Consider the following 26,271-nt stretch of genomic DNA (forward strand, 5'->3'; position numbering starts at 1 on the left):
TTCCACAACTGACCCGTCACTTTTTTTGCAGTTCTGCTTTTTAGCCACTACGCTTTTATCAGGTACAGCAGGCGACCTATGCTCCCCTGCTTTTTGGTTCTGAGCACTGAAACTGATTTGACGTACATGAACAAAGCATTTGAAAATTCATCCTCTCAAACAGATCAGGAAAAGCAGTTTGAATCTGAAAAAATGGATGCAGTGGGCGGACTGGTCGCCGGTGTTTCCCACGAAATCAACACGCCCCTGGGTGTTAATATTGCAAACTGCACGCTGTTGATGGAACTGCTTGACGAACTCAAACAGGACTTTGACAACGGCGAGCTTGATACCGATAAATTCGCAGAGTTCCTGGAGACTTCTCAGGACATCACTTCCAGTATGCTGAAGAACATGCAGCGCGCATCGAAGCTGCTGACCAGCTTTAAGAAAGTTGCGGTTAAAAAGTCTGAAGAAGCCAGTCAGCTGGAGCAAGTAAACGTATCAGAACTGGTCACAGAATTTATCGCCTCCTATGAGCATCATTCTCAGAATAAAACCATTACTTTTATTCCAAGATTTCCACCGAAAATCATCGTTACCACCTACCCGGCCGTGCTTATTCAGATCCTGACGGCACTCACATCCAATGTGATGATCCACGCCTCAGGCCCGTGTCATGAGCATTGCAAAATTACCATCACCATTGCCCCCGCCGGCGACGGGTATCAGTTTACTTTTGCCGATGACGGTGTGGGGATCACCGAAGAAGAGCTCAAAAAAGTGTTTGAGCCTTTCTACACCACCAAACGGGGTGCCGGAAACGCGGGCCTGGGACTAAGTGTGGTGTACAACCTGGTAAAAGTAACTCTGGCCAGCGACATTTATAATGAAAGCAAACCGGAAGGCGGTTTTGTTGTGTCGTTCAAACTGCATAACCTGATGGCGGAGTAATCACTCCGCCTGAGGCTTTTTAATTCTTTTCCCGCTGCCGACCAGAATTAATGACAATACAGAGAAAAGAACACTACCTGCAAATGTCACCCTGATACCAAAATTGTCGAGCAACACCCCTCCCGCTGCAGCACCCAACAATATAGCGGCCTGAATAGCAGCAACAATAATACTACCCGCTGCCTCTGGCGCATCATCCACATTATGAGTCAGCCAGGTCATCCATCCTATCGAAAGGGCCGTATTGGCAGCGCCCCATAGTGCAAGCAAAAGCCCCACGAAAAGTACCGGTGCTTCAGGCAGAAGCAACCCGGTTGTAACCAGAGCCATAACCATTGGCACGCCCTGCAGAAAACGGACAGTGCTTGTTTGAGCATACCGGCCCCCGAGCCACGTACCTGCAAAACCCGCTATTCCAAGAACCAGCAACAGTTCAGTGAGCAACATTACATCAGCTTTGATGACAGTCTCTACGTAAGGGCGCAGATAGGTAAACATTGAAAATGCACCACACCATGCGCAAACTATTGCGCCGGTTGCCCACAAAAAATATCGGCGTCTGAACAGAGCGAACAGCTCCGAAAGGCGTTGCTTCTGACCGGCAGGCATTGAGGGTAATGAAATCATCTGCCATAAAAGATTTACAGCAACTAGTGGCACCATTGCCCAAAATACGCCTCGCCAGCCAATGATATCACCAAGAAAACTGCCTAACGGTGCAGCAAAAGCAGCGGCAACGGCCTGTCCGGTGTACATGATTGCCAAAGCCTCAGATACGCTGTCTGCCGGAACAAGTCGCATAATGACTGCGGTCGCCAGCGACCAGAACCCGCCGACACAGATTCCCAGTAACGCTCTGGCCACCATCAGAGTAAGAAAGTCAGGCGCCAGAGCAATTAACATCAGTGAAAGCAGCATACACCCTGTCATCGCCAGCAATACCCATTTCCGGTTCAGTGTTCCTGCTACAGTACTGGTTAACAGACTGGCGACAACGGCAAAAAAACCGCTGACTGAAATTGCCTGACCGGCTTGCCCTTTGGTTGCATGTAATCCGTCCGCGATAGGGGTCAACAAGCTGACCGGCATAAACTCAGAGGCAATCAGCATGGCAACACACAGTGTCATTGAGAACACTGCACTCCAGTAACCGGCTTTGTTACTGTTATCGCTTTGATGATTTCTATTCATTACAACCTGCTCGATAAAATACATATTAATTATATTTGTGTTATTTAGAGGGAACAATTGGCTCACCGTCATCTAAACCATGAATTGATTTCATCAAAGAAGATGTTTTTTATGTTGGCACTGCGTACACTGGATGGCAGATTAGCGAAAGAGATAATGTGATGATCAGAGACGAGCTGGGCGATTTGTCACTTTTTATGGTGGTCGCAGAAGAAAAGAGTTTTACCCGTGCTGCTGTAACACTGGGCGTATCACAGTCGGCAGTAAGCCACGCGGTGAGAAGACTCGAGGCTTCGGTGGGGATCCGCCTGTTACACAGAACCTCTCGAAAAGTGTCGGTAACCGATGCCGGTGAGAAGTTACTGACTGCTCTGAAACCCGGTATCAGCCAGATCACTGCCAGAATAGAAGAGCTGCGGATGCTTGGCGATGCGCCCAAAGGAACGGTGCGGATTTCAGCCAGTAAACCTGCCGCCCGTTTTCTTTTGTGGCCGAAGATATCGGGTATTGTCCGGGATTACCCCGAAGTGAATATTGAACTGAACCTCGACAGCCGTCTGAACGACCTTGCTGCAGAACGTTTTGATGCCGGTGTCAGGCTGCGTGAATTTGTCAGCCCGGACATGATTGCAATAAAAATTGGCCCCGCTGTATCACTGGCAGCAGTCGCTACGCCGGAATACTTCCGAAAACATGGTGTCCCCGAACATCCCGACGAACTGGATCATCACGCCTGCCTGTCTTTGCGGTTTAATGCGCTGGCACCGGCCTATGACTGGGAGTTTGAAAAGGACGGTATTGAGATCGTAAAAAAGGTGTCGGGCCCGTTCATTTTCAGTGAGAGCGATATGTGTATTGATGCGGCGCGTGAGGGCCACGGCATTGCCTTTGTTACTGAACAGGAAGTAGAAAATGAAATAGAAAGCGGTGCATTACGCCGTGTACTTGCGGACTGGTGCCCGCCTTTCGACGGCTACCATTTGTGTATTTCCAGCAACCGGCAGATTAGTTCCGCCATGCGACTGGTTATCGACCGGTTGAAATATCAGGAATAAAGGCGCGGTGATATTCACTGTCACCCCGCCTGCAGAGCGTCTTTTTCACCTTCGATCATTCGCCATTGCGCTTCCACATCCCGCTTCGGAGAGTTACCAAAATACCGCGAATATTCTCGGGAAAACTGGGAAGGACTTTCATAGCCCACACGGTATGCAGCGTCCGAAGCGTCAATTTGTTCGCCTATCATAAGGCGTCTGGCTTCCATCAGTTTAAGGCTTTTCTGATATTGCAGCGGGCTCATAGAGGTGAGCAGTCTGAAATGATGATGGAAGGTGGATTTACTCATTTGCGCACGTTCCGCCAGCTCTTCCACGGTGTAAGATTGCGTAAAATGAGTTTTCAACCAGTCGATGGCTTTCGCTATCCTTAAACCCTGGCTCCCTGCTGAAATAATATGACGGAGCCTGTCACCCTGCTCCGAATTCAGAACCCGCCAGTAAATCTCTTTTTTAATCAGCGGAGCCAGCACTGAAAGCGATGCCTTATCGTCCAGCAGACTAACCAGCCTGTCACAGGCATCGAGCAACTCCGGCGTAGTATTGCCAACCGACATACCACTGTTAGAAGAGGCCAGGGTTTTGGTATCTGCAGACGCTTGCATGAGCAGTTCGCTCATTGTGGTGAAATCCAGCCGCAGCGCCAGACCGAGATACGGTTCAGCACGCTCTGCTTTTAGAATTTGCGCCTGCGCCGGTAAGTCCAGTGAGGTAATTAAAAAGCGGTAGCGGTTATAATGAAAGATATCATTACCCAGCGCCATCCGTTTTTCACCCTGCACTACCAGCGCGATACTTGGTTCAACAAAGCAGGTTGTGCACTCCGTCGGCGCATCTTTGCGATAAAAACTGAGTCCGGCAATGTCCGTGATCACATTTGACTGACCGGCGGTATGCCGGCCAATCCGGTCAGCAAGTTTATCGCTGATAATATCGATGGCTGCAGAGTGAAGCATATTCCTGATCCCCGGTGATAAAAAAACGCTGTTTATAACGTTATTTTTAGCACAAGGCAGCCAGAAACGGATAACGTAATTGTCCGGTTTTATTGCCTGATTGTCCGGGGTTCCGGATTTTAGTTACTTTTAATTTCTGCAGTTGCTACCGATTATACTCTGAAAAGCATCAGTTCTATCGCCAGTAAAATACTGAGCGCTATCAAAAAGCAATATACATTCGGGTCGCGAACAACATTGCGAAACCACTGATGCAAACCTGAATATCTGGATTTTTTTATAGCCACGAGCATCATTTGCCTCCGCATTTGTCAGGTGAGAATAAATAAGCGCGAACAAATTGTCGCTTTTTCATACTAAGAAGCTAAATAACTTCCTGTCCTTGACATTTATCAATGCTGAAATAAAAAAATTACGCGCAATCACTAACCCTTTGTATTTAAAGGTACAGAATTATTTCCAGTCAGGATTTAACGTAGAAAGTTCTCTGCGGGTCTGCTCTTCGAGGATTTCCAGCGTTTTACCATGGGGAGCCGGACGACGGGTTTCTTTGTCTATTCGTACGAAAACGATATCGTCAGCCTGGCAAATTGACGTTTTGGTCGCTTTGTTCCTGACAAGGCAGCTCACGGTAATTGAACTGCGGCCTACGGCAGTTGTTTTAAGGCCAAACTCAACAACATCACCTTGCAATGCCGGACTGTCAAAGCTGATTGCGCCAATATGCTTGGTCACCAAGCTGTTTGTCTCTAGCTGACAAGCCGCGTAAATAGCGGCTTCCTCATCAATCCATTCAAGAATACGACCGCCAAATAACGCGTTGGCATAGTTAAGGTCATTGGGCATGACCAGTCTGCGGGAAAGAAATCTCATTACTACCTCTTGACCTATTGCTATATTTTTATAGCATAAAGATCATCTCAGGTTTTGGCAATGTCAGAACCCGGGGATTTATTCTGCTCCAAAATAGTGCACAACGCCCCAATTAAAAACATTGACATATCATTATGTTTTAACATATTAATAACAAACATGGTGTGCAGGCGCGATTATTACGCGATTTTTGTGCGGTTATTCAGACTGGCGTAAATTATGCTGTAACCGGTCTATGTAAAGTTGGTGAGTTTGACAATTTCGAGCTCAACCTGAATGAGGTTTACAAGATGTCGACGATATTTATTCCCAAACACATCCGGCCGGTTCACTCGCAGCCAGCATACAGTGGCAGCGTGTTGTTCAATGATATGACACCAAAGGAACTTGAACAACTAGACATGTGTGCAGAACAAACAAAATGTGGTTCAGGTGAGTACCTGTTCAGGCAACATGATCGTTCGGTGAATGTATTCAACGTTATCAGCGGCACAGTTTCCATAGAACGGGTTTCCAATAATGGCCGCAGACAAATTCTGGGATTTCTCTTCCCCGGCGACTTTGTTGGTGTAACCAGCTCACCGTGCTACGACTACGCAGTCCGCAGTCTGACCAAAGCTGAATTCTATCGCTTTAACCGCAAGAAGCTGTACGATCTGGCAGAAGAAATGCCGCACCTGAAAACGAATCTGACCGAGATTAACTCCCGAATTCTGAACCGTACTATTGATCAGTTATATATCCTGGGGCAGAAGAAAGCCCATGAAAGACTGTGTTTTCTGTTTATGCATCTGCTCGAAAGGCTGCCGGGCGCAAGACCTGACCGCATCGAATTGTATATGACCCGTCAGGATATTGCTGACTTCCTTGGCCTGACAACAGAAACAGTGAGCCGCTCACTGGCAAAGCTGAAGCAGGATAAGCTGATTGCAGTACCTTCGTTAAACCACTTGCAGATCCTGGATATGGAAGCGGTGAGCGAAATGGCCTCAACCTGATATTCCATTCCCTTTAAGCAGATGCAGTGTAAAAGCACTGCTCTGCTGCCCGCCTCTTTTTTGATAATAGTCATAGAGTCTGACGGACGGTCTTCATACTATCTAACACAGAAGACACCACTGATTTTTCAATTATTGTCGTTCAGGTTTTCCTGACCTGTGGTTAAAAATAAAAGACTGACAATGAATGACCCCGAAGACTGGAGTAACCTATGAAACAAGCTAAGCATGCCCTGCTTGCAGCCGTTCTGTCTTGCACGATGAGTGTATCTGCTATTGCTGCGGATGCTGAAAAAGGAAAAGCCAAAGCCACCATTTGCGCCAGCTGTCATGGTGCTCAAGGGATCAGCCCGAGCCCTTTATGGCCGAACCTGGCGGGTCAAAAGGCCCCGTATCTGGAGAAGCAACTGAAAGCCTTTCGTGACGGAACACGTAAAGATCCCATGATGGGCCCCATGGCGAAGCCATTGTCAGATGAAGACATCGCCAATATTTCTGCCTACTTCGCGGCTATGAAATAACACTGTACACTGCCGGGTCAGCAACAGACCCGGCATATTTATAAGCACTTATTTTTTTCTATTTCAACAACGCGATCCGCGATTTTCCGCTCATTATCAGCAATATAACCGTAGCTAACAGAAACGGGCCCGCACGTTGTAATAGATCCCCGGGCGTATGCGGCATCATGCTGAACACAAAAGTAGAAAGGCAGCCTGCCAGCATTGCGCCCACTACACCGTTTTTCGCAATTTGTCTGCCCATGAGAGAGATAATAATAACCGGACCAAAGGCAGCACCAATCATATTCCATGCAAAAATAACCCGGTCAAAAATGCTGCTTGGCAGCGAGATGGCCAGCATAACTGCGGCCGTTGCCAGCACAGTCATGGTAATTCTGGACATAAGAAGCGGTTTGTTTTTAATAAACCTTCCGGCACCGAGATCATGTACAACGCAAGCGGCCGCAACCAACAACATGCTGTCTACCGTCGACATAATGGCTGACAGCACGGCTGCCACCACAATGGCACCTGTGACACCTGGCAGAAGATCAGAGGTAAGCGCAAAGAAAAGGGTTTCAGGGTTATCCAGCTCTGGCAGAAGTGTTCGCCCTGCCAGTCCCAGCATACACATACCGCCAAATACCAGCGCAAACCAGAACACACTCAATACGCTAGCCTGACGAAGAGACTTTTTACTTTTTAATGCCATAAAACGGTTGAGTAAATGAGGTTGACCAAACGTACCAAGTCCCACTGCAATGCTACCTGCAATCGTACCCAGTGCCATCCATCCCGTGTTGGCTCCTGTAAATGAAAGCCAGTCTTCAGAAGGCGGGGAAGCAAGGATTGCCTGAAAACCCTCTGCGCCGCCTATGGCAATCCACGACATCACCGGAAGCAGAATGGCGGCAAACAACATGAGAATTCCCTGAATAGTATCTGTCAGACTTACCGCCCAGAAGCCACCTAGCAGGGTGTAAATCAGTATGATTGTGCCGCCCAGTAAGATACTGCCTGAAGAGGACATGGCAAACGTACTTTCAAACACATTACCCGCCCCCTGAAATTGCGATGACATATAAATGATAAAACAGAAGAGAATGATCAGGGTGGCAATGACCTTTATGCGGCCGGCGTCATTTTTTGAGGCACCGTCAGCCATAAAGTCGACGACCGTGAGATGACCTTTTCTGGCGGTGACCTCCATCAGACGCGGAGCAATCCAGAACCAGGCAATGGCTGCACCGGCGACGGCACCTGCAGCAACCCATACAGCGGTCAGTCCTATTGCATAAGCCAGACCGCTCATGCCAAGTAACGTCCACGCAGAAGCAGAACTGGAACCGTAGCTGATTGCCGCAACAACAGGGCCGAGTTGACGGCCACCCAGAAAGTAGTCTTCCTGGTCCTGATTCAGGTGCTGTGCCCACAGACCCACAGCAAGCAGGACGCACTTGTAAACAATTAAAGTGATAAGGATAGTTGTGCTCATGATGTTCACTCCCTGATGTGCACAAGGAAAAAGGAAGAAAGCGAGGCTTCCCCATCATGCTATTGCTACGCGTCCTTCAGCGCTTTGATAATTGTCAGTTCTCCCGGCAACCCCTCCTTCAGTAGTTAGGCGGAGGAGTAAAACGCGACTGCCGCGTCATCCAGTCAGGCAAGACCGGCTGGTAGGCCTGATTGTAATTAAATCCGTGCTGGACTTCAGACCACTGATTCACGTGCTCACCGCCTACAAACCGGATAAGAGACAAACTACCGCCCCGTGTACCAAACGGACCGTGAGGGATATGTGGCGGCCGCCAGAAGTAAGCGCCCGGATACATGGTCCCCACATGGCCGGTAAGGTCACCATGTAATTGATAGGCTTCTTCCGGCGTGGGATGCGACTCCTGCGCACCGTGAAAATTAACCGGGTGCGACTGGGGAGACGTCATAAATAAAAAAGTACGCTGACCTGTGACCGGGTCAATACGCAAATTCTTACGGGCAAACCCGAGGTGGGTCAGTTTGATGTCGTGCACGCTGCTGTCCCAGGACATCCGGTAAGTGTCGAGACAAGGTATCGCTTCACGTCCCTCTGCCCGTTCTTTTGCCCCGCCGGCATCCTCTGCCAGGGGTACCGGAGCGTGATCGAAGAAACGCAAAATCACTGCATCTTCAGGTACGTATAGCTTATTGCGTTCGAATCCGGCAGGAAAGAAGCCATAACACCCCGGAGAATAAACAAAGTGATTAAGGTAAAAGCAACCATGTAATACATAAAACTCTTCGTTACAGGCCAGTGCATGCGGAGCCGGATTCTGATAGCCGGCAGGATACTTTTGCAGTTGTGTTCTGCCACCGCTGTCTGTGTCGATACTCAGCAACTTGCGCTCGGTACCTTCAAAGCATTCATCGTATTCCCAGGCTAATTCCTGAGTCTGTATAAATTCCACGTAGTCTCTTGCCATCACTTAATAACCTTATTTTTATACTTCATCAGTACTGTGCCACGGTCATTAACCGGCTGATTTGCGCCAAATAAAAAGTTATATTGATAACACATTAATAATTTTACTTGTTGATTAAGACATATTGTTATAGCATTTATAATTATTGTCAGAAAACGGAAAAGACTGTGAGTGAAACTGCCGGAACAACGATGCCTTTAAAAGACTTAGTCGTCGTTGAATTTACGCACATGGTAATGGGGCCGACAACGGGCCTTGTATTAGCAGACCTTGGCGCAAAAGTGACCAAGATTGAGCCTCCAGGCGGAGATAAAACCCGTCGCCTGAAAGGCTCCGGCGCCGGCTATTTTCCGATGTACAACAGAAACAAGCGCAGTCTGTGTATTGACCTTAAATCTGATGAAGGCAAAGCCGTCGCGCAAACACTGATCAGCAAGGCCGATATTCTCATTGAGAATTTCAGACCCGGCGCAATGGACAAGCTGGGCTTTGGTTACGAAGCCATGAAAGTGCTTAATCCGGGACTGATCTACTGCTCTTTGAAAGGCTTTCTGAAAGGCCCTTACGAAAACCGCACCGCGCTGGACGAAGTGACCCAGATGATGGGCGGACTGGCTTACATGACAGGTCTGCCTGACCGGCCAATGCGGGCCGGTTCATCAGTTATTGATATAACCGGCGGCATGTTCGGCGTCATTGGTGTACTTTCGGCTTTGCATGAACGGGAAAAAACTGGCAAAGGCCGGCACATCACCAGCTCATTGTTTGAAACCACTGCCTTCATGGTAGGCCAGCACATGGCGCAACAAACCGTGCTGGGAGAAGAGCCGCCTCCTATGTCAGTGCGACGCAGTGCCTGGTCGGTATACGACATTTTCCATTGCAAAAATGATGAACGGGTATTCATAGGCGTCGTCAGCGACACCTTATGGCAAAAGTTCTGCGAAGAATTCGAACTGCATGATTTTGCTGCCGATGAAAGGCTGAGCAAAAACAACGACCGGGTTAAATATCGCGATGAGATTTTGCCTGTGATCAGTGCCATGTTCGCTGAACTGGATAAAACCACTTTGATGGCAAGACTGGAGCGGGCTGGCATTCCCTTCTCACCCATTAATAAGCCATCAGATTTGTTTGAAGATCCTCACCTGAACTGTGGCGGCTTGCTTGAGGTAACGACCACACAAGGTAAGACCAAACTCCCTGCACTGCCTGTTGAATTCGACGGCGAACGCACAGCACTGCACCACGATTTGCCTGCTGAGGGCAAAGACACGGTAGAAGTGTTAAGTGAAGCCGGATTCAGTAAAGAGGAAATAGAAAGATTATTGAAACAGGAAGTCGTCATTAATTAACTGTACAGCGTTCCCAAGCTTAGTCAGCCTTGCTGAAACAAGCACTCCCGAACAACAGATTCTGTTGTTCTCCGTTCAGGGGCATGAATAATGCCCCTGTTTTTTAACGCTAGTCGTTAATTTCCATACTCATCTGATACTGGAATATGGCGGGGTTATAACTGCCCTGCATAATATCCACCAGCTTTCCGTTTGCATCGTACGAGCGTCTTGATACCACAAGCAGCGGACTGAACTCTTTGAGATTTAATTCTTTCGCCACATCAGCGGGAGCGGCTTCTGCACTGATGAATTGATCGATACGGGACAATACTGTGCCCTGCTTTTTCAGCAGTTCAACACGGGTGTGCTTTTGCAGCGCCTTTTCAGAGAACGTATCACTGTTTGTCAGTGTCCAGCTGACGTAGTAAGCAAACGGAAGCTTTTCATCTTCGGTGAGTCTTACCCGCACCAGACGACAGGCCGTTTCACCTTCCGTTAAGCCAAGATCATCACGGACATCAGCTGGCGGTACACGGTCAGCAATGTGGATCACTTTTGCAATCGTGTGGCGACCCATGGTTTCAATGGACTCAAGCATGCCCGTCAGCGGCGCTTTTACCGGCTTGGGTTTGTATTTATACGTGACCGTTGTGCCACGGCCACGACGACGCTCTACCAGCTTTTCTGAGGCCAGTTCGTCCATGGCCCGTTTTACGGTGATTCTCGACAGACCGAAGGCTTCACCCAGTTCGTGTTCCGTTGGCAATTGCGCGCCATAACTGATGGTGCCGTCTACAATTTGTTCTTTCAGTAAGCTGTACAACTTATGATACAGAGGCGTAGGACCGTCCCACTCTAACCCCTGCTGTACCTCAAACTGCTTCAGTATTTCAATAATGGAAGATTTATCCAAAGTGAATCTCCTGTCCGTGCCGTTCATATACCACGTGTTTCAGCACTGTTTTCTATCTTAACCGCGTGTCATCTGTGACCGCGATTGTACATGTGAGCTGACGGATAACCTATATCCGGCTGCAACCTGACGTTTATAACGGATAGTTTCGGCCTGAATACTATCATGACATCTCTACAAGAGCATAATGATAGGTCATTCAAACTTAAGAGGACACAAAGACAACCTTAAATCACAGCGCATCCTGCGCTAAATAACGGATTTAACAACAATCAGAATGGTTATTTGACTTAAAAACAGATGTTTAGCCAGATCAGCATAAACGATGATGCCTGCTAAATATACTTTTATATCATTTAGCAGGCGTATGTATATTTGCAGGATCAGGCAAGCTGAGGTTTTTTCACCGCAAGGACTTTTGCCACTACACTCAGCACTAAATAGCTGATCATAGACATGAGTAATCCGTACAGCGACGGAAACAGCACGTCTGACAAAGGCAATACCACCTGATAAGTAATGGCTGTCGCACAGGCTGCACCGATAAGATAGGCCATGATCGCCAGCGGATTCCATTTGTGCAAATGTGCTAATTTTTCAGGATTAAAACGCTTCCGGTTAACCAGATAATAGTCGACGATAACGGGGCCAATTACGGGCGGAACCAGCGCTGCCAGCAAATTAATCCACTCGAGGAAGTACTGATAAACACCCAGTCCGAGTATGGTTCCGGCCAGCCCGCACAGTAATGTTGTTACCCGCTTAGGACGTTTAAATACACTGGCTGTTTGCACGGCCGGCAAATACAGATTGGTGTCGCCTGTGGTCCACAGCGCAAGACTCATGGCAATCAGACCGAAAAAGCCAATCCAGGGACCCTGCTGGAGCATGTAGGTGGTGAATTCGTAAGTACCGGAAACTATCCCGCCCATGGAGCCGATGATTTGCAGAAACCACTGTGAAATAATTAAAACTACAAACGGAATAGCAATCGCCACCCATGCCTTTCGGGCAAACCGGGTGTAATCTGCCATCACGATAGCGCCAACTATCCAGGAACCCACCACCAGATTCACAGCATCATACATACTCATGGGCGACTTTGCGGCCTGCTGTTCAGAAAGCGCAAAAAATGCCTGCCAGCCACCGGTAGTATCAATATTCAACCACGTCGCATAAATGCCCACTGCCACCAGCATCAGTACAGACGGCATACTGACCTTTTCTAGCGCTGCAACCCCCATATACGTTGTACCGGTAAATAAAATGCCGGCGCCAATCGCAACAATATAGAAGGTGACAGAGTCGAATGACTGCGCCCAGGCAAAACCGAAGGCGCCTACGGTAATACCCTGCCAGCCGATGGTTAACAGTGCCACGAAGAGCACGGGAATGTATGCGCCAATATTGCCGTAGGTAAAACGGTATAACAGCCCCGAATTACACGCTGTTTTGTAGCCGATATAACCTACCAGTGCACCAATGACAAAGTTCATCCCGTTACCCAGAAACGAAGCCGTGAGCAAATCAGGGGTAAACGCCAGACCTTTCCCCAGTGCGCCGCCGGTCAGCAAACCGGTAACCAGAAATCCCCAGCCAAAAGCCAGCGCCAGCAAAGGCATAGCGTTGCGTCTTTGTGACGGCGTTAAGGGCAGATGAGGATTGTCATCACTTTGTGCTTCTTCTGTGGCATCCAGCGTCCACCACTGTTTTAGTTTATTTAGCATTTTTGGTCTCCGGAACGGGTCGCCAGATTAAGGCGACATACTCATAAGCTAATCAAAAGCCTTCGCACCGGGCATTAACAAATGTCAAAGAGCCCGCAAGAGTTTTGTGCTTATTGTGTCTGGACTGCCAGCCCCTGCTGTTAATTGATAATTGTCATAGGCACTGCGGGTTAACCACGTAATATGAGGCAGTCGACAAACCTGTTCCGGAGTCCCCTATGAAGTCACCCGTGCAACCCGCCAAGTTGATCCACTTCGCTTATTTGCTTGTGTTGCTGATCACATCCAATGCTTTCGCAGCGGCAAAGCCTGAAACCCTGACTCTGCAAACTCACGGACGTGACGTACAAATCTGGCACTGGACACCTGCGGCAAAGGCAAAAGGTATCATTCTGTTTTCCCATGGAGCTGCCTCCGCACCGCTTCAATATGTGAGAATAATCGAACCCTGGGTCGATGCAGGTTATGAAGTCTATGCACCGCTGCATGTGGATTCTGTGGAGCATCCCCGCACCAGTGAGTTTCAGGGTCTGGCGTCGTGGAGCGCAAGATTACAGGACATGCAAATGCTGGCAGACGAGTTCGGCAGCGAGGGCTATATTGCCGCCGGCCACAGTTACGGCGCGCTGACCGCACTGGTAAAAGGTGGCGCTACCGGACTGCTACCTGAGGGCACGGATAATCCTGACGATCCGCGGGTGTCTGTGGTGCTGGCATTCTCGCCCCCTGCTGCTATTCCGGGGTTCATTGAAAAAGCCGGTTATGCCACGCTGAGCAAACCAGCACTTATTCAAACAGGCACAAAGGATATTCTCAGTGAGAATATGTCCTGGGAAACCCACCTTGATGCCTGGCATGCCGCTCCGGCATCAGGCGACCACTACGCGCTGGTTCTGGACGATGTGGATCACTACTTCGGCGGAGCAATTTGCCGTTCCGATTTACCCGGCCCCATGCAACTTGAACAACTGCAACTTGCGGTAGATACCAGCCTTAACATGCTGACTGCTTATAACAGCAGCAATAACAAGGCAGATTCAGCGTTGAATAAATCGCTGGGTGAACATCCGCTAATGCAACTCTCCCGAAAGTAATACTTGAAACAGAAAGGCGCAACCAAGTATGCCGGAATGGGACAACAGTGTACTGCCGAACCTGATTGCCGCCGGACTGTAGTAATTCTTAATTAAACGGACACGAATATGAAACTGACTGATATCGCCATTTTTAAGCAAGCTTGCCTGATCAACGGTGCATGGATAACCACTGAGGAATCCCTCTCAGTAAATAATCCCGCAACCGGTGAAGAAGCCGGACGCGTACCTTTGTTAAACGCTGATCAGGTAAATGATGCAATCACGTCAGCCAGCGAAGCATGGAAGACATGGAAAAAGGTTCCTGCATCCACCCGCGGAGATATCGTGCGTAAATGGTATGAACTCATCGTTGAACATACTGATGAGCTTGCCACCATCATGACCACAGAACAGGGCAAGCCCCTGGCCGAAGCCAAAGGCGAAATTGCCTATGCCGCCAGCTATGTTAAATGGTTTGCCGAAGAAGCCATGCGTATTCAGGGTGAGATCCTGCCCGCTGCGGCGGCCAATACCCATATCCGTGTTTCACGGGATCCGGTAGGCGTGTGTGCAGCAGTCACCCCGTGGAACTTCCCGGCAGCAATGATCACCCGCAAAGTAGCACCCGCGCTTGCAGCCGGCTGTACGATTCTGGTGAAACCTGCCAGTCAGACCCCGCTGACTGCATTGGCACTGGCGGAACTGGCCGTGCAAGCCGGTGTTCCTGATGGCGTATTCCAGGTATTAACCGGCAAAGCCAGCGTTATCGGCGATGCTTTCTGCACGAATCCGCTGGTCAGAAAGCTCACTTTCACCGGCTCAACTGAAATCGGCGCACAACTGATGGCGCAATGCGCCGGCGATGTGAAAAAGCTTTCACTGGAACTTGGCGGTAATGCGCCTTTCATCGTGTTCGAAGATGCCAATATAGAGAAAGCCGTTGAGGGCCTGCTAAAAGCTAAATTCCGCAATGCCGGCCAAACCTGTATTTCGCCGAACCGGGTATATGTTCACAATAGCGTGAAAGATGCATTCCAGACTCAACTCAGTGAAAAAGTGGCAGCCCTTAAAATTGGTAACGGCCTGGAAAAAGGTACCGAAATAGGCCCGCTAATTGACAGCAAAGGCGTGGATAAAGTGGAAGAACACGTGAAGCAGGCCGTTGCAGCCGGTGCTAAAGTACTCACCGGCGGAGAACGCTTACCCTTTGGTAACAACTGGTACGCACCTACGGTACTCACCGGAGTTCCCCGTGATGCCCAGTGCGCCTGCGAAGAAACCTTCGGACCACTGGTTCCAATCATCAGCTTTGATACAGAAGACGAAGTGCTGGGTTACGCCAATGACACACCGTTTGGTCTGGCAGCGTATTTCTATACCGATAACCTGCACCGCGCACAACGTGTGGCAGATGCTATTGAGTCTGGCATGGTGGGCATTAACACCGGCGTTATTTCAGCCGCCAATGCGCCATTTGGCGGGATTAAAGCCAGCGGGATTGGCCGTGAAGGTGCCCACACCGGCCTGGAAGAATATCTGGAAATGAAATACCAGTGTTATGTTATTGAAGAGTAGCCCGGGCCAGTTCTGAATTACCGGCGCCTGCCCATAAGGCAGGCGCAACATTTTGACTATTATCAATGCCCGCAACACCCTGAACACCTACTGTAAAGCAACGTTTTTTCTGCAGGAAATGACATTGCCAGAGATACTAAACCACTACATTAATATTCCCGCCGGTCAGATCCATTATCGCGAGACCAAACCGCTTAAAGTACCTGAAGGCAGGTTGCCGGTGATACTTTTGCACCGCACACCGGCCTGTTCTTCGTCATTTGAAAAGGTGATGCAGATTGCCGGTGAGCACTTGCATATGATTGCCTTTGATACACCGGGTTTTGGGAACTCTTTCGTACCTGATATGGCATCGCCGGAGACAACTGATTACGCGAACTGGTTTCTGACTGCTCTGTCGATGTTAAATATCGACCGGTTTCATCTGGCGGCACATCATACCGGTACCCACTTCGCCACAGAAATGTCTGTTCTTGCACCGCAAAAAGTCGCCTCGCTGTTACTCTCCGGCGTCATGTACGAACCGGATGCAGCAAAGCGCAAAAAAATGCGTGCAGACATTGGTGATGCGCCTGAAATCGACAACGCCGGACACTACATCTCAGACAGCTTTACACTGATGAAAGCCCTGTGTCCGGCCTATGATGCACATCTGGTCCATACCGAAACGCTGGGTGCCATTACACATCTGAAAGGCCGCAATCAGGCATTTGATGCCATTTACAATCAGGACTTTCCTGCGGTATTCAGCAAGGTTACCTGCCCCGTCATGATTGCTCAGGCCTGCGATGATCCGTTAACCCTGAACGGCATGCTTGAGACCATTAAAAAAGATCACCCTCAGGTAAAAAACCGCATCACCGGCGCTGCATTTCTCGCTGCGCCGGAAAAGCAACCCGGCGATTTTTGCCGTGCACTTTTTGAATTAACTCACACTACCGGACACACCATGAATTACACAAAATATTTATACCAAAGGCAGGATGACAGCTTCACGCTTTCTGCTGTGGAATCTCCCCTCCCTTCACCGGGTCCGGGCGAAGTACTGGTTAAGATCAGCGCCGTATCACTGAACCGCCGCGACGCCTCCATTCGCGATCTCTCGTACCCCGTACAGGCCGACGAATTCGTACCATTTTCTGATGCTGCAGGTGTTATTGTGAAAACCGGCAGTGACGTCACCCAATGGAAAGCGGGAGACCGGGTCACCTCCAGTTTCTTTCAGCAATGGTCAGGTGGCAGATTAAACCTCACCGCCATGTTTTCCGCACTGGGCGCTGGTGCCAATGGCGTACTTGCTCAATACGCACTGCTGAGTGAAGAGGGAGTGGTAGCCACACCTGCACGCTGGAGTGATGAGCAGGCTGCCTGTACGCCCTGTGCTGCCACTACCGCCTGGCGGGCACTGGTAACCCTTGGCAACATTCAGGAAGGTGACACCGTGCTCATCATCGGCACCGGCGGCGTGGCAACGTTTGCCGTACAAATCGCAGCAGCAAAAGGCGCGGTACCCATTGTCATTTCATCCTCAGACGAAAAGCTGGCACAGGTGAAACAGCTGGGGGCAGCCCACGGCATTAACTACATATCCACGCCGGAATGGTCTGAAGAAGTCAGAAAAATCACTAAAGGTGCCGGCGTCAATCACGTGGTAGAACTGGGTGGTGCAGGCACCATGGCACAATCGGTTGCCAGCCTTGCTATCGACGGTCATCTTGCTGTTATCGGTGCACTGGACGGTTTTGGCGGAACCATTGATGTGCAACCTCTCATCTTTGGCGCTCTGAAGGTCAGTGCGGTCATGGTAGGTTCAAGAGCAGACCACGAAGCGGTGCTGAATTTCATGTCAGAACAGGGGGTACTGCCTCTCATCGACAGCCAGTTCGACATCACTGATATTGAAGCGGCGTTTGCCAAAATGAATACCGGCGCCTTCGGAAAAATCGTTATCCGTCTCTGAGCTACCCGCGCCTCCGGGGCGCAGAAATAAAAATGCCGGTGGGAAACCCCCACCGGCAAGAGGCTCAAATAACAAATGTTATTTGACGGGAAACCTTCATAAAACGGTTGTCATAAACACACTGAATCGCTGTGCGCTTACAGGTTATACGATACACGAAACTGTCCGTTTGCTTCGCGGACAACTGTAACGGTTGCGTTGTATACCGTCTCTAATTGCTTTAAAAGCGCCTGCTTTTCACTGCCCGGTAATTTAACGCCGTTAAACACTGACAGCCCGCGCAGTGCGCCTGCCGCATTTCCGGGTTCAACGGGTTGCAAACCCATATTCACAACAATCCTGGCATTATTTTGCGGGTAACTGATGAGCATCCGGTAAGAGGTATCGCCGGTTATTTTGTCACTCACAGTGTAGAACGCAGAACTCCCGTCCAGAGGTGTGGTAATGGTTCTTACCGGTGCCCCGGCGGCTGCCTGCTCTTCTGCAATACCCTTGCTGTCAAGGGACGCACGGGTTGTCTGAACCAGGTGCACACCGCTCTTCGCAGGGATGTCCAGCCCGATAGCGGCACCGTTAAAATAGCCGGCAGGATAGAACTTATCTTCGGTGGTGATCACCTCATCATCCTTTACAGCGATGGTCACAACGCTTTCATAGTCCGGAATTTTGACAGCAAATTTTCCGTCCATGTACATGTTATGACTATGCCAGACACCTTCACTGAGTTGCCAGAATGCAGGCAGCTCTGCCTTAGCCTGTAAGGTCAGGCAAAACATGCTACCGGCGATGGCAGTGATAACTTGCACTGCTTTTTTCATATTAATCGACCCTGTGAACGGAACAACGCTGTCCGGATGCACCTGACGGTACATCCGGACATGTCATTATCAGAATTCGTAACCCGCGCGGATCCCCACTTCTCTTGGCATAATAGGGTCAACCACTGCACCCTGTGTGGCAAAGAAGTTTGGCATGGCGCTGAAGTCGGTAAGACGACGACCTGTTGCCCATCCCTCTTTGTCAGTACAGTTATTACAGTAAAGCTCTACGGATACGCCATTGTCAGTACCAATCAGTTTTGCCCGCAGATTCAGCAAGGTATAGCCCTCAATGGTGGTAAGGTTCAGCTCATCCGTATAAGTTTTGCTTCTGAAGGTGGTATCTGCACGCAGGGCATAATCCCACTCTGCATTCAGTCCGTCCTGCCAGGTGATACCTACAGCACCGCTGTGCGCCGGAGACCGTGGCAGCGTATTTCCGTCTGCTTTGTAGAATGTGCCGTAAGGCAGACCCAGCGCACTTCTGAAAGAGTTACTGTTGTAACTGTCGTACTCAGAGCTGGTGTAACCGTAAGCGAACTGAATGTTGAGGTTGTCACTGGCTGACCAGCGACCTTCAAGCTCAATACCTGTCTGCGTACTTGAGCCGGTCATAGTAGGCGTCAGAAAGTAAGATGTTCCTGTGCTGGTTCCGGTAAAGGTATAGAGGCCGGTAGACTTCATGCCTTCCCATTGCTGATGGAAACCAACCAGTGAGTACCATAAAGCGCCATCCAGAACAGACTGTTTCCAACCCAGTTCATATGACTTAATCGTTTCTTCTTCCGTCTCTGTTTCGATATTAGGATTTGCAGCTAAAAACTCCGCGGCATCATTTGCATCCATAGAATCAAACATACTGTTGTAAGCACCCGGCAACATGGCTTCTGAGTAGGTCAGGAACACATTCGCGTCATCCATTGGCGAAAGCAGCAGACTGATACGTGGCAGGAAGCCGTCGAAAGACAATTCAGCAGAAGGCGATAAGGTGCCTTCGGTGAAACCGGAGCGGTTGTCTGTAGTGTCATCCTGATAGCGCGCTTCGACTACCAGCGTGGCCCAGTCGGTAAAATCGTATTCAGCTGAACCGAAGATACCCAGCGTTTCAATTTTAGTTGCGTCGAGGTAACTGGTACCGAATCCGAACAGCATACCGCCATAGTAGCCATTAAATACGTTCCAGCCACCGTCAACATCACCCATCTGATCGATCACTGAGTAGTTAACCCCGGCCATAGCACGGAAATTATCGTTGTTGTCGTAGTTCAGACGACCTTCCGCAGACCAGGATTCCAGTTCCAGATAGGTTTGTACGATCCACGCCTGTGCATCTGTCTGGTCAGCATCTCTGATCTGCGTGGTGGATTTATGGCTGTAACCCGCCAGACCATCAAAGGAGAAGTTTTCATCTATAAAGTAGGATGCTTCGGTAGAGAACACCAGCATGTCAGAACGCAGTCCGATATGGTCCAGAGAAGGGGTATCTCCTCCTTCCGGACGCATTGCGAGTAATTCGCTCATGCTATAGGTACCGTCCTCCAGTGCATCGCCATACTGAGTTTGTCCGGCGACAGTTACGTCATAAAAACGGGTGTTGCTGCTTACTGTGGTGTACGGCAACGAGCCGGATAACCATGGCGTCGCCCACGTAGCTTCAACAATACCGTTGTTTGTTTGTGCGCTGAACGTGTCACCGACGGAAATATTATTATTTTCTGAATACTTTACGAACGTTGATGCTGGCGCACCGTCATCGTCCTGAGAATAAGCGATACGGCTTTTTACCGATAAGTTTTCTGTGGGCGTCATGGCCAGAATTAACGACACACCCGCAGTCTTTTCAGCACCCAGATCACCGCCGTCAGTGGCAGTAAAAGGCGCACCCTGCTCGCGGTTAAACACAGTCAGGCGGGAAGACACATTCTCCGACAACGCACCTTCAACATAAGCATTAAATTCGTTGCTGCCGAATGTCGGGCTGAAGCCTGCGGAAATCTGGCCGCTGAACTCGTCGCCGGGCGTTACCGTGGTATAGTTGATGGCACCGCCGAAAGTGCCGCGTCCAAAGTAGACTGGCTGCGGGCCGCGTAACACCTCAACTTGAGCGATATCGGAGAATGACACTGAGCTTTCGCCCCCCAGCACAGCAACACCGTCAACAAAGAAGCCACCTGTCTGGTTTGTCGGGGTAGATATGGCAATGTCCATACCACGGAAACGGATGCCGGGGTTAAAGCGGCCGGGTTGAGAGTTACCCACATTCTGGAAATCCAGGTTGGGTGTAAAGTTTGCCAGCGATTCCAGCTCGGTTAATCCTGACTCCTGCAAATCTTTACTGGTAAACGCTTTAACAGACAGCGGTACTTCGATGATGGTTTCATCCCGTTTTCTCGCTTTAACAACAACCTGCTCGTATTTATTATCGTCGGCTTTCTTTTCTTCTGTTTGCGCAATGGCTGATGCCACCGGCGACAGTGCAAAAACCATCCCCGCTGCACTTAAAGCGTATTTTTTGTTCCATGAATACATGTTTCCCACCTCACTTGGTACCTGTTGTTATTTGGCTTTTTACACGGCCAATCATTATTTTTGGCGGTACTTTTTTTAAACGGTCAAAGCACCTTATTGAACAGATTATCGCCAGCAAAACGGGGACTCATTAACAAATATCAAAAAACAGCAAGATTATGAAATTGACTAATAAACATCATTAAATCAGTTCATTACAAAGATTGTGGACACAAAAAAGTCACCGTAAACCTGCGCTTCCGGTGACACGTTCAGATGAAAAATTACGCTCAGACTTTTGTCAAAATCTCGTTTGCTGCCCGCTCGCCGGATTCCAGCGCACCTTCCATACCACTTGCCCATTGTGCAGTATGTTCACCGCAGAAATGCAGCCTTGATGTAGGTGTAGCCATTACGTTTGCATAACGGGCAACCTGACCGGGTTTCCAGGTAGCAAAAGATCCCCGTGACATGGGTGAATCCTGCCAGTTAAACAGGCGAACAAATTTCACCGCACCTTTTGCCTCCGGCAAGGCTTCGTAGAGTGATTTTTGGATCAGTGCTGCGGCGTCTTTTTCAGAGAGTTTTTCAACGGCTTCCACGCCTTTGCCGTTAATCCACACGGTCAGATTAGTGATCTTACCGCTTTGTGAAGGATCACTGGCGAAGACTCTCTCGATGACAGAGTCTGACCACACATTCGGCAGAAAACCTTTACCTTTCCAGAAAGGAGAAACCACCTCGAAATGTGCCTGATACACTTTGCCATATTCCAGTTCGTTGATGGCTTCCCGTTGCATCACATGTAAAGGCGCATCAATCTCAACATGACGCAAGGTGGAGAAAGGTACCGACGACAGCACGTATTGTGACTCGTATTCACTTCCGTCATCACAACGCACGGTAATACCGCTGTCGCGCTCTTTAATTTTTGCTGCTACTTTGCCTGTCAGCACTTCACCGCTGAGGTGTTTTGCCATGGCTTCAGGCACCCGCTGATTTCCGCCCTGCGCCATCTTCACACCACCGGGCGTTTGCATAGATTGCATAACAAAATAATTATTGCGATAGAGGAACAGTAAGGACGACTCATCCAGGGTTCTGCCGTAGTTATTAGCAGCCCCCAGCATTTCTATTGCTTTTGCAGAAAGCCCTTTCTCGCGGAGTAACTGACTGACAGGAATGTCCAGATTAAAGTTCGAATCGCTCAGCCAGTCATTCCCTTGTGAAAAAGGTGGTTTGCCGAGCAGCACCGGCAACAGTTGGTCCGGCGTCATGGCTTTAAATTGATCAGGGAACGGGTTGCCGGCACATGTAGCCCAGTCAGCTGGCAATACACGCTGCCCTGCTACCTGCATGACCTGTCTGACAGGTTCATTACCAAGACCAAAATCGACCTGGTTCAGTGGTACACCCACCCGCGATGCATTAAAAATCATACGACCATAGTTGGGACCAATTGTCTGGCCGCCAGCCTCCGGTGCCCCCGGTACATCATCCAGTGTATACAGTCTGCCGCCAATGCGGTTTCGTCCTTCCAGCACGCGTACGGTCAGACCTGACTGCTCAAGAAGGCTTGCTGCATAAAGACCGGACAGACCTGCGCCGATGATTGTGACATCTGTTTTGCCTGACGCGCGGGCGAAGGCAGGGAACAATGCCGAACCCATTACCAGAGCGCTACCTTTAAGAAAGCCCCGGCGGGAGAAACGCGGATCAAATGAATTTGACATAAGTACCAACCTGTTCACTTTTTTTGATTATTGTTAATAGGCTTTTAGGCTATGAGTCCACCGGTATCACCGCATTGATTATTATCAAAAACAGGCTTCTGGTCCTGCAGGTGATTGTTACAAAATATGATTTAGCCGGAGGTCAGGTTGCTGCCAGCTTCCTGACTGCCGGAACATTAAGAATCTGCAGATGATTGATGGAAGGAAAGTGAATGAGACCATCGGTTTTCAACTTAGCCAGAGAACGGCTTACCGTTTCAATGGTAAGACCAAGATAGTCTGCAATATCCTGACGGGACATATAAAGCTGGATGTGTTCCGGCGTGGCACCGGGCATACGCTCAAGCAAGTGAACAAAAAGGAAGCACAACCTTTCGTGCGCTTTTTTCTGACCGAGAATAAACAGTTGTTCCATCAGCCGGTAAAATACGTTCGACATGATGTGTTCAATGTTTCTGCGTAACTGATGATTATGCAGAGAAAAATCCACCAGCTTTTTTCTGCCGAAGCGGTAAAGGGTAGACTTTGTGAGGCTGCGGGCAGCCACCTCATAGCGCGCGGAGTTAACAATGCCCAGATAGTCTCCGGGAAACAAAAAGCCGATGATTTGCCGTCTGCCGTCATCAGCAAACCGTTCGACAACAATCGCACCGCTGATCACATTAAACACACTGGTACAGGGAGAGAACTGGTCGAAGATTGGCTCGTCGGCCCCCAGTTCAATCTGCGTGCCGCAACGACGCAGCTCAAAAAGCTGCTTCACAGATAAGTCACGAAACAGCGGGCAGTCACTGAACGGGTTATATCCGTATACAGGCTCCATACTTCTGGGCAAAAACAACTGAGACATCAAATACCTCCTGCACGCCGTAAGGCTGTGACACCAGATCAGTTACTCACAAGACGATTTACACGCATCAACTTCAGGCAGACCTTGTAAAAATGCCAGCGCGGCTTTCGCAGTCGGAGCCGGCCGCTCCACATTGATGTAATGCCCGCCATCATCAAAGGTGACCAGCTTCTTAAAACAGGAAGCGGTCAGCGCATCAATAAAAGCCTGCGCCGTTTCTGTATCCAGCGCCTGGTTCGCCGTTCCCCAGATAACCAGCGACGGTGCAGTGACATGAGAAAGCACACGTTGAGGATTACCTTTTTCGTACAGCTTGTACGCTTTAATTGAATTGGTATCGCGGTTAACAATGTTCAGATAGTCCAGCTTGCGCTGAATAAACGCACTGGTCACATAGGTGTGGTCATTGATGTAGTCATCATAGAACTGAGCAACATCTTCACGGTTAACCACCGGATCGATAAACATGTTTTTACGGGGCTTGTCTTTGGTATCCGTGTCACGCTTAACCGCTTTGCCAAACTGAATACCCGCAGAATTCACCAGGATCATGGACGTAATACGGTTTACACGGGTTGCGGCGTAACGGAACGACACCATACCGCCGTAAGAAATGCCGGCAATACCGAACTGCTCAATACCCAGCGCATCCATCAGGCCGTCAATCAGAACATGGCTGCGGTCGACTGAATAGTTACCATTCGGGATATCTCCGGTGATGCCGAAGCCAGGTAAATCAAAGCGAATCACACGATAATGTTTGCTCAGCACCTCTGCCCAGGTATCCCAGTCTTGCAGGTCGCCGAGCGTACCATGCACTAACAGGATTGCTGGACCGGTGCCCTGATCTTTGTAGTGCACGTTGATGCCATCTACGTCCATGAACTTTGAATCAGCATCCGCGTATTTTTTTCGCATGTCTTCCAGCGTCAATGTTCTCGTTGTCTCCGCATTTTTGCCTTCTTCAGCACTTAGTGATGCTGAGGCAGAACACATCAGGATAGACAGCATTAAAACGAACAAACGATTCTTCATATTCAAAGATCCCGGTAAAGGCAGAGTAATTTGCAACTGACTGTTTTAACCAACCTAACGGGCACATGACAAGCCCGCCTTAACAATTATCAATCCACCCGAAAAATACGATAAAAAAGCCCCTGAAGGCATCACGCCGGCAGAGGCTTTCCGTTGAGGATCGTTATCTCACTCCATTATGCTTTGGCTATATCATCAATGGTCGCGTTATAAGATTTTTTGGTTTCACCCATTTGCGCTTCTTCCGCTTCTTTCCGGGTAAGGTAGAACAGGCGGGAGAAAAATCCCTGGCGCCATGCTTCACGGCTTTCCAGTGCCTCATCGTCCAGTTCCAGCGCTTCGATGCCTGCTGCCAAATCAATACCGTGTTGTTTCGCGACGCGTTCCTGTGCGTCCATGCGATCACGCATGACATTTAATTCGCTGGCCAGCACCATCACCATAGACATTAATTGATCCGACGCGGCATCTTCATAAAACGACGGACGCTTACCTTTAGCGTTGTGTTGCATCTGCGGATTGTTATGTGACTCAGACATCACGCTACCTCCTGGTTAACTAAAGGTTTCTGTGCAATCAGCACTTCCCAGCCACCACCCGGGGCAAATTCGCCGGCAGTAAAATCGCGATCGGCGACGGCTTCTTTTGACTCATCGCTATAACCTTTCGACCCTTCCGTGGTTTCCATAATTGCCATTGGCGCAGTATCAAAACGCACCGCATCACGGGGGAAGCCTGCATCTTCAGCCAGCTGGATCTGATCAAGGTCACGCATCGCTCCCCAGAACGGTTCGTTGTTGTACCAGGTTTCATTATCAAGAATGAACTGGGTGAACGGGTCCATGAGATCGAATGGAGGCAAGTCGGCATGAATCATCAGGCCGCCGGGAGCCAGTACCCGTTCGCTTTCTTTGAATATTTTTGGCATTGCTTTGCCGCTGGTTTCGTGCAGCAGAATGTGGCTGACAACCAGATCAAAATAGCCATCTTCGAAAGTGGTTTCTTCGGCGTTCATCTGCGCAAAGTTAACTTCTTTACCCATTGCAACGCCACGGGCATGGGCATAACGCACACAGCCACCACCTACATCGATACCCCAGATTTCTGCATCCGGAAACGCTTCTTTGTATGGCAATGTGGAATGTCCCACCGTGCAACCCATATCGAGGATGCGGCGGGGTTTGAAATCAGGGTTGTTACGCTTCAGGTAGTTGCAGACTGAGCGTCCCATATCGTCGTTATCAGGACCGGTATATCCCATGGTGTACAGATACACACCACGGTCGTAAACCACACCGGCAGAAACGTCATCGGCGGTCACTTCGGTACAGTAGCCACCAGGCATACAGTGAATATCGATGGCGCTCACGTATTTGGGCGGCACAAAGCCTTCCGGGATCACCAGTTTCGTCTCAGATTTAGCTGACAGTGCTTTGGCCCTTTCAATCAGTTGCGGCAATTGACGCTCTACACTCATTACCGTGGATTCCCAGAGCAACTCCTGGGCAATACGGTTAGTCGATGCGTACAGCTGAAAATAACTGTTTTTCACCATGGCGCGACGAATATCCTGACGGTTTTCAGGCTCACGGCCGTTTTCCCGTTTGAATTTAGGCACCACTTTCTTTTCATATACCGGCTGAAGCCCCGGCAACGTGGCGTGCTGGATATAGCCCCGCAAGCTTTTGGCGAACTCCTGGCGCGACGCTTCGTCGTGTGTTGCCTCTGGCAGCATGTCGTGCTTGCCCTGTTGGAAACAATTAAGCATGTC

Annotated in this window: 22 protein-coding genes; 8 read left to right on the top strand and 14 right to left on the bottom strand. The window is 49.5% G+C overall.

Annotated features, from left to right (window positions below; all coding sequences use genetic code 11):
- Positions 1-126 precede the first annotated feature (126 nt).
- On the top strand, positions 127-933 hold the full coding sequence (locus ACXAGR_RS08480; protein WP_474844021.1) for a sensor histidine kinase: 807 nt from the start codon (positions 127-129) through the stop codon (positions 931-933).
- On the opposite strand, the gene ACXAGR_RS08485 is transcribed toward ACXAGR_RS08480, so the two are convergent.
- The gene (locus ACXAGR_RS08485) at positions 934-2,124 is read right to left on the bottom strand and encodes an MFS transporter (protein ID WP_474849317.1); all 1,191 of its coding nucleotides are present in this window, start codon (positions 2,122-2,124) and stop codon (positions 934-936) included.
- Between the two features lie 161 nt (positions 2,125-2,285).
- On the opposite strand from ACXAGR_RS08485, the gene ACXAGR_RS08490 reads away from it, so the two are divergent.
- A complete protein-coding gene (locus ACXAGR_RS08490; protein WP_474849493.1) occupies positions 2,286-3,179 on the top strand; it encodes a LysR family transcriptional regulator in 894 nt (297 codons plus the stop codon).
- 20 nt (positions 3,180-3,199) lie between these two features.
- On the opposite strand, the gene ACXAGR_RS08495 is transcribed toward ACXAGR_RS08490, so the two are convergent.
- A complete protein-coding gene (locus ACXAGR_RS08495) occupies positions 3,200-4,135 on the bottom strand; it encodes an AraC family transcriptional regulator (protein ID WP_474849319.1) in 936 nt (311 codons plus the stop codon).
- 453 nt (positions 4,136-4,588) lie between these two features.
- Positions 4,589-5,008 carry an acyl-CoA thioesterase gene (locus ACXAGR_RS08500; RefSeq protein WP_474844025.1) on the bottom strand — a complete coding sequence of 140 codons (420 nt, stop codon included), beginning with the start codon at positions 5,006-5,008 and terminating at the stop codon, positions 4,589-4,591.
- A gap of 290 nt (positions 5,009-5,298) precedes the next feature.
- Here ACXAGR_RS08500 and ACXAGR_RS08505 point away from each other — a divergent pair, with 290 nt between their 5' ends.
- The gene (locus tag ACXAGR_RS08505; protein WP_474849321.1) at positions 5,299-6,006 is read left to right on the top strand and encodes a Crp/Fnr family transcriptional regulator; all 708 of its coding nucleotides are present in this window, start codon (positions 5,299-5,301) and stop codon (positions 6,004-6,006) included.
- 212 nt (positions 6,007-6,218) lie between these two features.
- Positions 6,219-6,527, top strand: coding sequence for a c-type cytochrome (locus ACXAGR_RS08510; RefSeq protein WP_474844026.1), 309 nt, complete (start codon positions 6,219-6,221; stop codon positions 6,525-6,527).
- Positions 6,528-6,585: 58 nt separating this feature from the next.
- Here ACXAGR_RS08510 and ACXAGR_RS08515 read toward each other — a convergent pair whose 3' ends face one another.
- Complete coding sequence (locus tag ACXAGR_RS08515) at positions 6,586-8,004, bottom strand: sodium/proline symporter (RefSeq protein WP_474849323.1); 1,419 nt, start codon at positions 8,002-8,004, stop codon at positions 6,586-6,588.
- A 118-nt stretch (positions 8,005-8,122) separates the two neighbouring features.
- Positions 8,123-8,968, bottom strand: coding sequence for a cupin domain-containing protein (locus tag ACXAGR_RS08520; RefSeq protein WP_474849325.1), 846 nt, complete (start codon positions 8,966-8,968; stop codon positions 8,123-8,125).
- Positions 8,969-9,135: 167 nt separating this feature from the next.
- Between ACXAGR_RS08520 and ACXAGR_RS08525 the strand changes: the two genes are divergently transcribed.
- The gene (locus tag ACXAGR_RS08525) at positions 9,136-10,323 is read left to right on the top strand and encodes a CaiB/BaiF CoA transferase family protein (RefSeq protein WP_474849327.1); all 1,188 of its coding nucleotides are present in this window, start codon (positions 9,136-9,138) and stop codon (positions 10,321-10,323) included.
- 109 nt (positions 10,324-10,432) lie between these two features.
- Here ACXAGR_RS08525 and ACXAGR_RS08530 read toward each other — a convergent pair whose 3' ends face one another.
- The gene (locus tag ACXAGR_RS08530; protein WP_474844030.1) at positions 10,433-11,218 is read right to left on the bottom strand and encodes a GntR family transcriptional regulator; all 786 of its coding nucleotides are present in this window, start codon (positions 11,216-11,218) and stop codon (positions 10,433-10,435) included.
- A 383-nt stretch (positions 11,219-11,601) separates the two neighbouring features.
- Positions 11,602-12,945: a cytosine permease gene (locus ACXAGR_RS08535; RefSeq protein WP_474849329.1), complete on the bottom strand. Its 1,344-nt coding sequence runs from the start codon at positions 12,943-12,945 to the stop codon at positions 11,602-11,604.
- Positions 12,946-13,163: 218 nt separating this feature from the next.
- On the opposite strand from ACXAGR_RS08535, the gene ACXAGR_RS08540 reads away from it, so the two are divergent.
- The 3 genes from ACXAGR_RS08540 to ACXAGR_RS08550 all read left to right on the top strand — a co-directional run bounded on the left by ACXAGR_RS08540 (position 13,164) and on the right by ACXAGR_RS08550 (position 17,556).
- Complete coding sequence (locus tag ACXAGR_RS08540) at positions 13,164-14,039, top strand: alpha/beta hydrolase family protein (protein ID WP_474849331.1); 876 nt, start codon at positions 13,164-13,166, stop codon at positions 14,037-14,039.
- Between the two features lie 108 nt (positions 14,040-14,147).
- Positions 14,148-15,596 carry an NAD-dependent succinate-semialdehyde dehydrogenase gene (locus tag ACXAGR_RS08545; protein ID WP_474844033.1) on the top strand — a complete coding sequence of 483 codons (1,449 nt, stop codon included), beginning with the start codon at positions 14,148-14,150 and terminating at the stop codon, positions 15,594-15,596.
- A 52-nt stretch (positions 15,597-15,648) separates the two neighbouring features.
- Entirely contained in the window at positions 15,649-17,556 is a 1,908-nt protein-coding gene (locus tag ACXAGR_RS08550; RefSeq protein ID WP_474849333.1) for an alpha/beta fold hydrolase, read from the top strand.
- 137 nt (positions 17,557-17,693) lie between these two features.
- On the opposite strand, the gene ACXAGR_RS08555 is transcribed toward ACXAGR_RS08550, so the two are convergent.
- The 7 genes from ACXAGR_RS08555 to ACXAGR_RS08585 all read right to left on the bottom strand — a co-directional run bounded on the left by ACXAGR_RS08555 (position 17,694) and on the right by ACXAGR_RS08585 (position 26,268).
- On the bottom strand, positions 17,694-18,374 hold the full coding sequence (locus tag ACXAGR_RS08555; protein ID WP_474849335.1) for a hypothetical protein: 681 nt from the start codon (positions 18,372-18,374) through the stop codon (positions 17,694-17,696).
- A gap of 69 nt (positions 18,375-18,443) precedes the next feature.
- Positions 18,444-20,903, bottom strand: a complete 2,460-nt coding sequence (locus ACXAGR_RS08560) for a TonB-dependent receptor (RefSeq protein WP_474849337.1) — start codon at positions 20,901-20,903, stop codon at positions 18,444-18,446.
- Between the two features lie 269 nt (positions 20,904-21,172).
- A complete protein-coding gene (locus ACXAGR_RS08565; RefSeq protein ID WP_474844038.1) occupies positions 21,173-22,615 on the bottom strand; it encodes a flavin monoamine oxidase family protein in 1,443 nt (480 codons plus the stop codon).
- A 142-nt stretch (positions 22,616-22,757) separates the two neighbouring features.
- Entirely contained in the window at positions 22,758-23,465 is a 708-nt protein-coding gene (locus ACXAGR_RS08570; protein ID WP_474844039.1) for a Crp/Fnr family transcriptional regulator, read from the bottom strand.
- A gap of 42 nt (positions 23,466-23,507) precedes the next feature.
- On the bottom strand, positions 23,508-24,500 hold the full coding sequence (locus tag ACXAGR_RS08575; RefSeq protein WP_474849339.1) for an alpha/beta fold hydrolase: 993 nt from the start codon (positions 24,498-24,500) through the stop codon (positions 23,508-23,510).
- A gap of 176 nt (positions 24,501-24,676) precedes the next feature.
- Entirely contained in the window at positions 24,677-25,039 is a 363-nt protein-coding gene (locus tag ACXAGR_RS08580; RefSeq protein WP_474844041.1) for a hypothetical protein, read from the bottom strand.
- Positions 25,039-26,268: a class I SAM-dependent methyltransferase gene (locus ACXAGR_RS08585; RefSeq protein WP_474844042.1), complete on the bottom strand. Its 1,230-nt coding sequence runs from the start codon at positions 26,266-26,268 to the stop codon at positions 25,039-25,041. Before ACXAGR_RS08585 ends, ACXAGR_RS08580 begins: the two co-directional genes overlap by 1 nt.
- Between the last annotated feature and the right edge of the window lie 3 nt (positions 26,269-26,271).

The sequence above is a fragment of the Alteromonas sp. ABH4_457 genome (genome assembly GCF_056160625.1).

Excerpts from the sequence above, each read along its gene's own strand:
- ACXAGR_RS08480 (WP_474844021.1), top strand. The coding sequence starts at position 127 with ATGAACAAAGCATTTGAAAATTCATCCTCTCAAACAGATCAGGAAAAG.
- ACXAGR_RS08485 (WP_474849317.1), bottom strand. The coding sequence starts at position 2,124 with ATGAATAGAAATCATCAAAGCGATAACAGTAACAAAGCCGGTTACTGG.
- ACXAGR_RS08490 (WP_474849493.1), top strand. The coding sequence starts at position 2,286 with ATGATCAGAGACGAGCTGGGCGATTTGTCACTTTTTATGGTGGTCGCA.
- ACXAGR_RS08495 (WP_474849319.1), bottom strand. The coding sequence starts at position 4,135 with ATGCTTCACTCTGCAGCCATCGATATTATCAGCGATAAACTTGCTGAC.
- ACXAGR_RS08500 (WP_474844025.1), bottom strand. The coding sequence starts at position 5,008 with ATGAGATTTCTTTCCCGCAGACTGGTCATGCCCAATGACCTTAACTAT.
- ACXAGR_RS08505 (WP_474849321.1), top strand. The coding sequence starts at position 5,299 with ATGTCGACGATATTTATTCCCAAACACATCCGGCCGGTTCACTCGCAG.
- ACXAGR_RS08510 (WP_474844026.1), top strand. The coding sequence starts at position 6,219 with ATGAAACAAGCTAAGCATGCCCTGCTTGCAGCCGTTCTGTCTTGCACG.
- ACXAGR_RS08515 (WP_474849323.1), bottom strand. The coding sequence starts at position 8,004 with ATGAGCACAACTATCCTTATCACTTTAATTGTTTACAAGTGCGTCCTG.
- ACXAGR_RS08520 (WP_474849325.1), bottom strand. The coding sequence starts at position 8,968 with ATGGCAAGAGACTACGTGGAATTTATACAGACTCAGGAATTAGCCTGG.
- ACXAGR_RS08535 (WP_474849329.1), bottom strand. The coding sequence starts at position 12,945 with ATGCTAAATAAACTAAAACAGTGGTGGACGCTGGATGCCACAGAAGAA.
- ACXAGR_RS08540 (WP_474849331.1), top strand. The coding sequence starts at position 13,164 with ATGAAGTCACCCGTGCAACCCGCCAAGTTGATCCACTTCGCTTATTTG.
- ACXAGR_RS08545 (WP_474844033.1), top strand. The coding sequence starts at position 14,148 with ATGAAACTGACTGATATCGCCATTTTTAAGCAAGCTTGCCTGATCAAC.
- ACXAGR_RS08555 (WP_474849335.1), bottom strand. The coding sequence starts at position 18,374 with ATGAAAAAAGCAGTGCAAGTTATCACTGCCATCGCCGGTAGCATGTTT.
- ACXAGR_RS08560 (WP_474849337.1), bottom strand. The coding sequence starts at position 20,903 with ATGTATTCATGGAACAAAAAATACGCTTTAAGTGCAGCGGGGATGGTT.
- ACXAGR_RS08565 (WP_474844038.1), bottom strand. The coding sequence starts at position 22,615 with ATGTCAAATTCATTTGATCCGCGTTTCTCCCGCCGGGGCTTTCTTAAA.
- ACXAGR_RS08570 (WP_474844039.1), bottom strand. The coding sequence starts at position 23,465 with ATGTCTCAGTTGTTTTTGCCCAGAAGTATGGAGCCTGTATACGGATAT.
- ACXAGR_RS08575 (WP_474849339.1), bottom strand. The coding sequence starts at position 24,500 with ATGAAGAATCGTTTGTTCGTTTTAATGCTGTCTATCCTGATGTGTTCT.
- ACXAGR_RS08580 (WP_474844041.1), bottom strand. The coding sequence starts at position 25,039 with ATGTCTGAGTCACATAACAATCCGCAGATGCAACACAACGCTAAAGGT.
- ACXAGR_RS08585 (WP_474844042.1), bottom strand. The coding sequence starts at position 26,268 with ATGCTTAATTGTTTCCAACAGGGCAAGCACGACATGCTGCCAGAGGCA.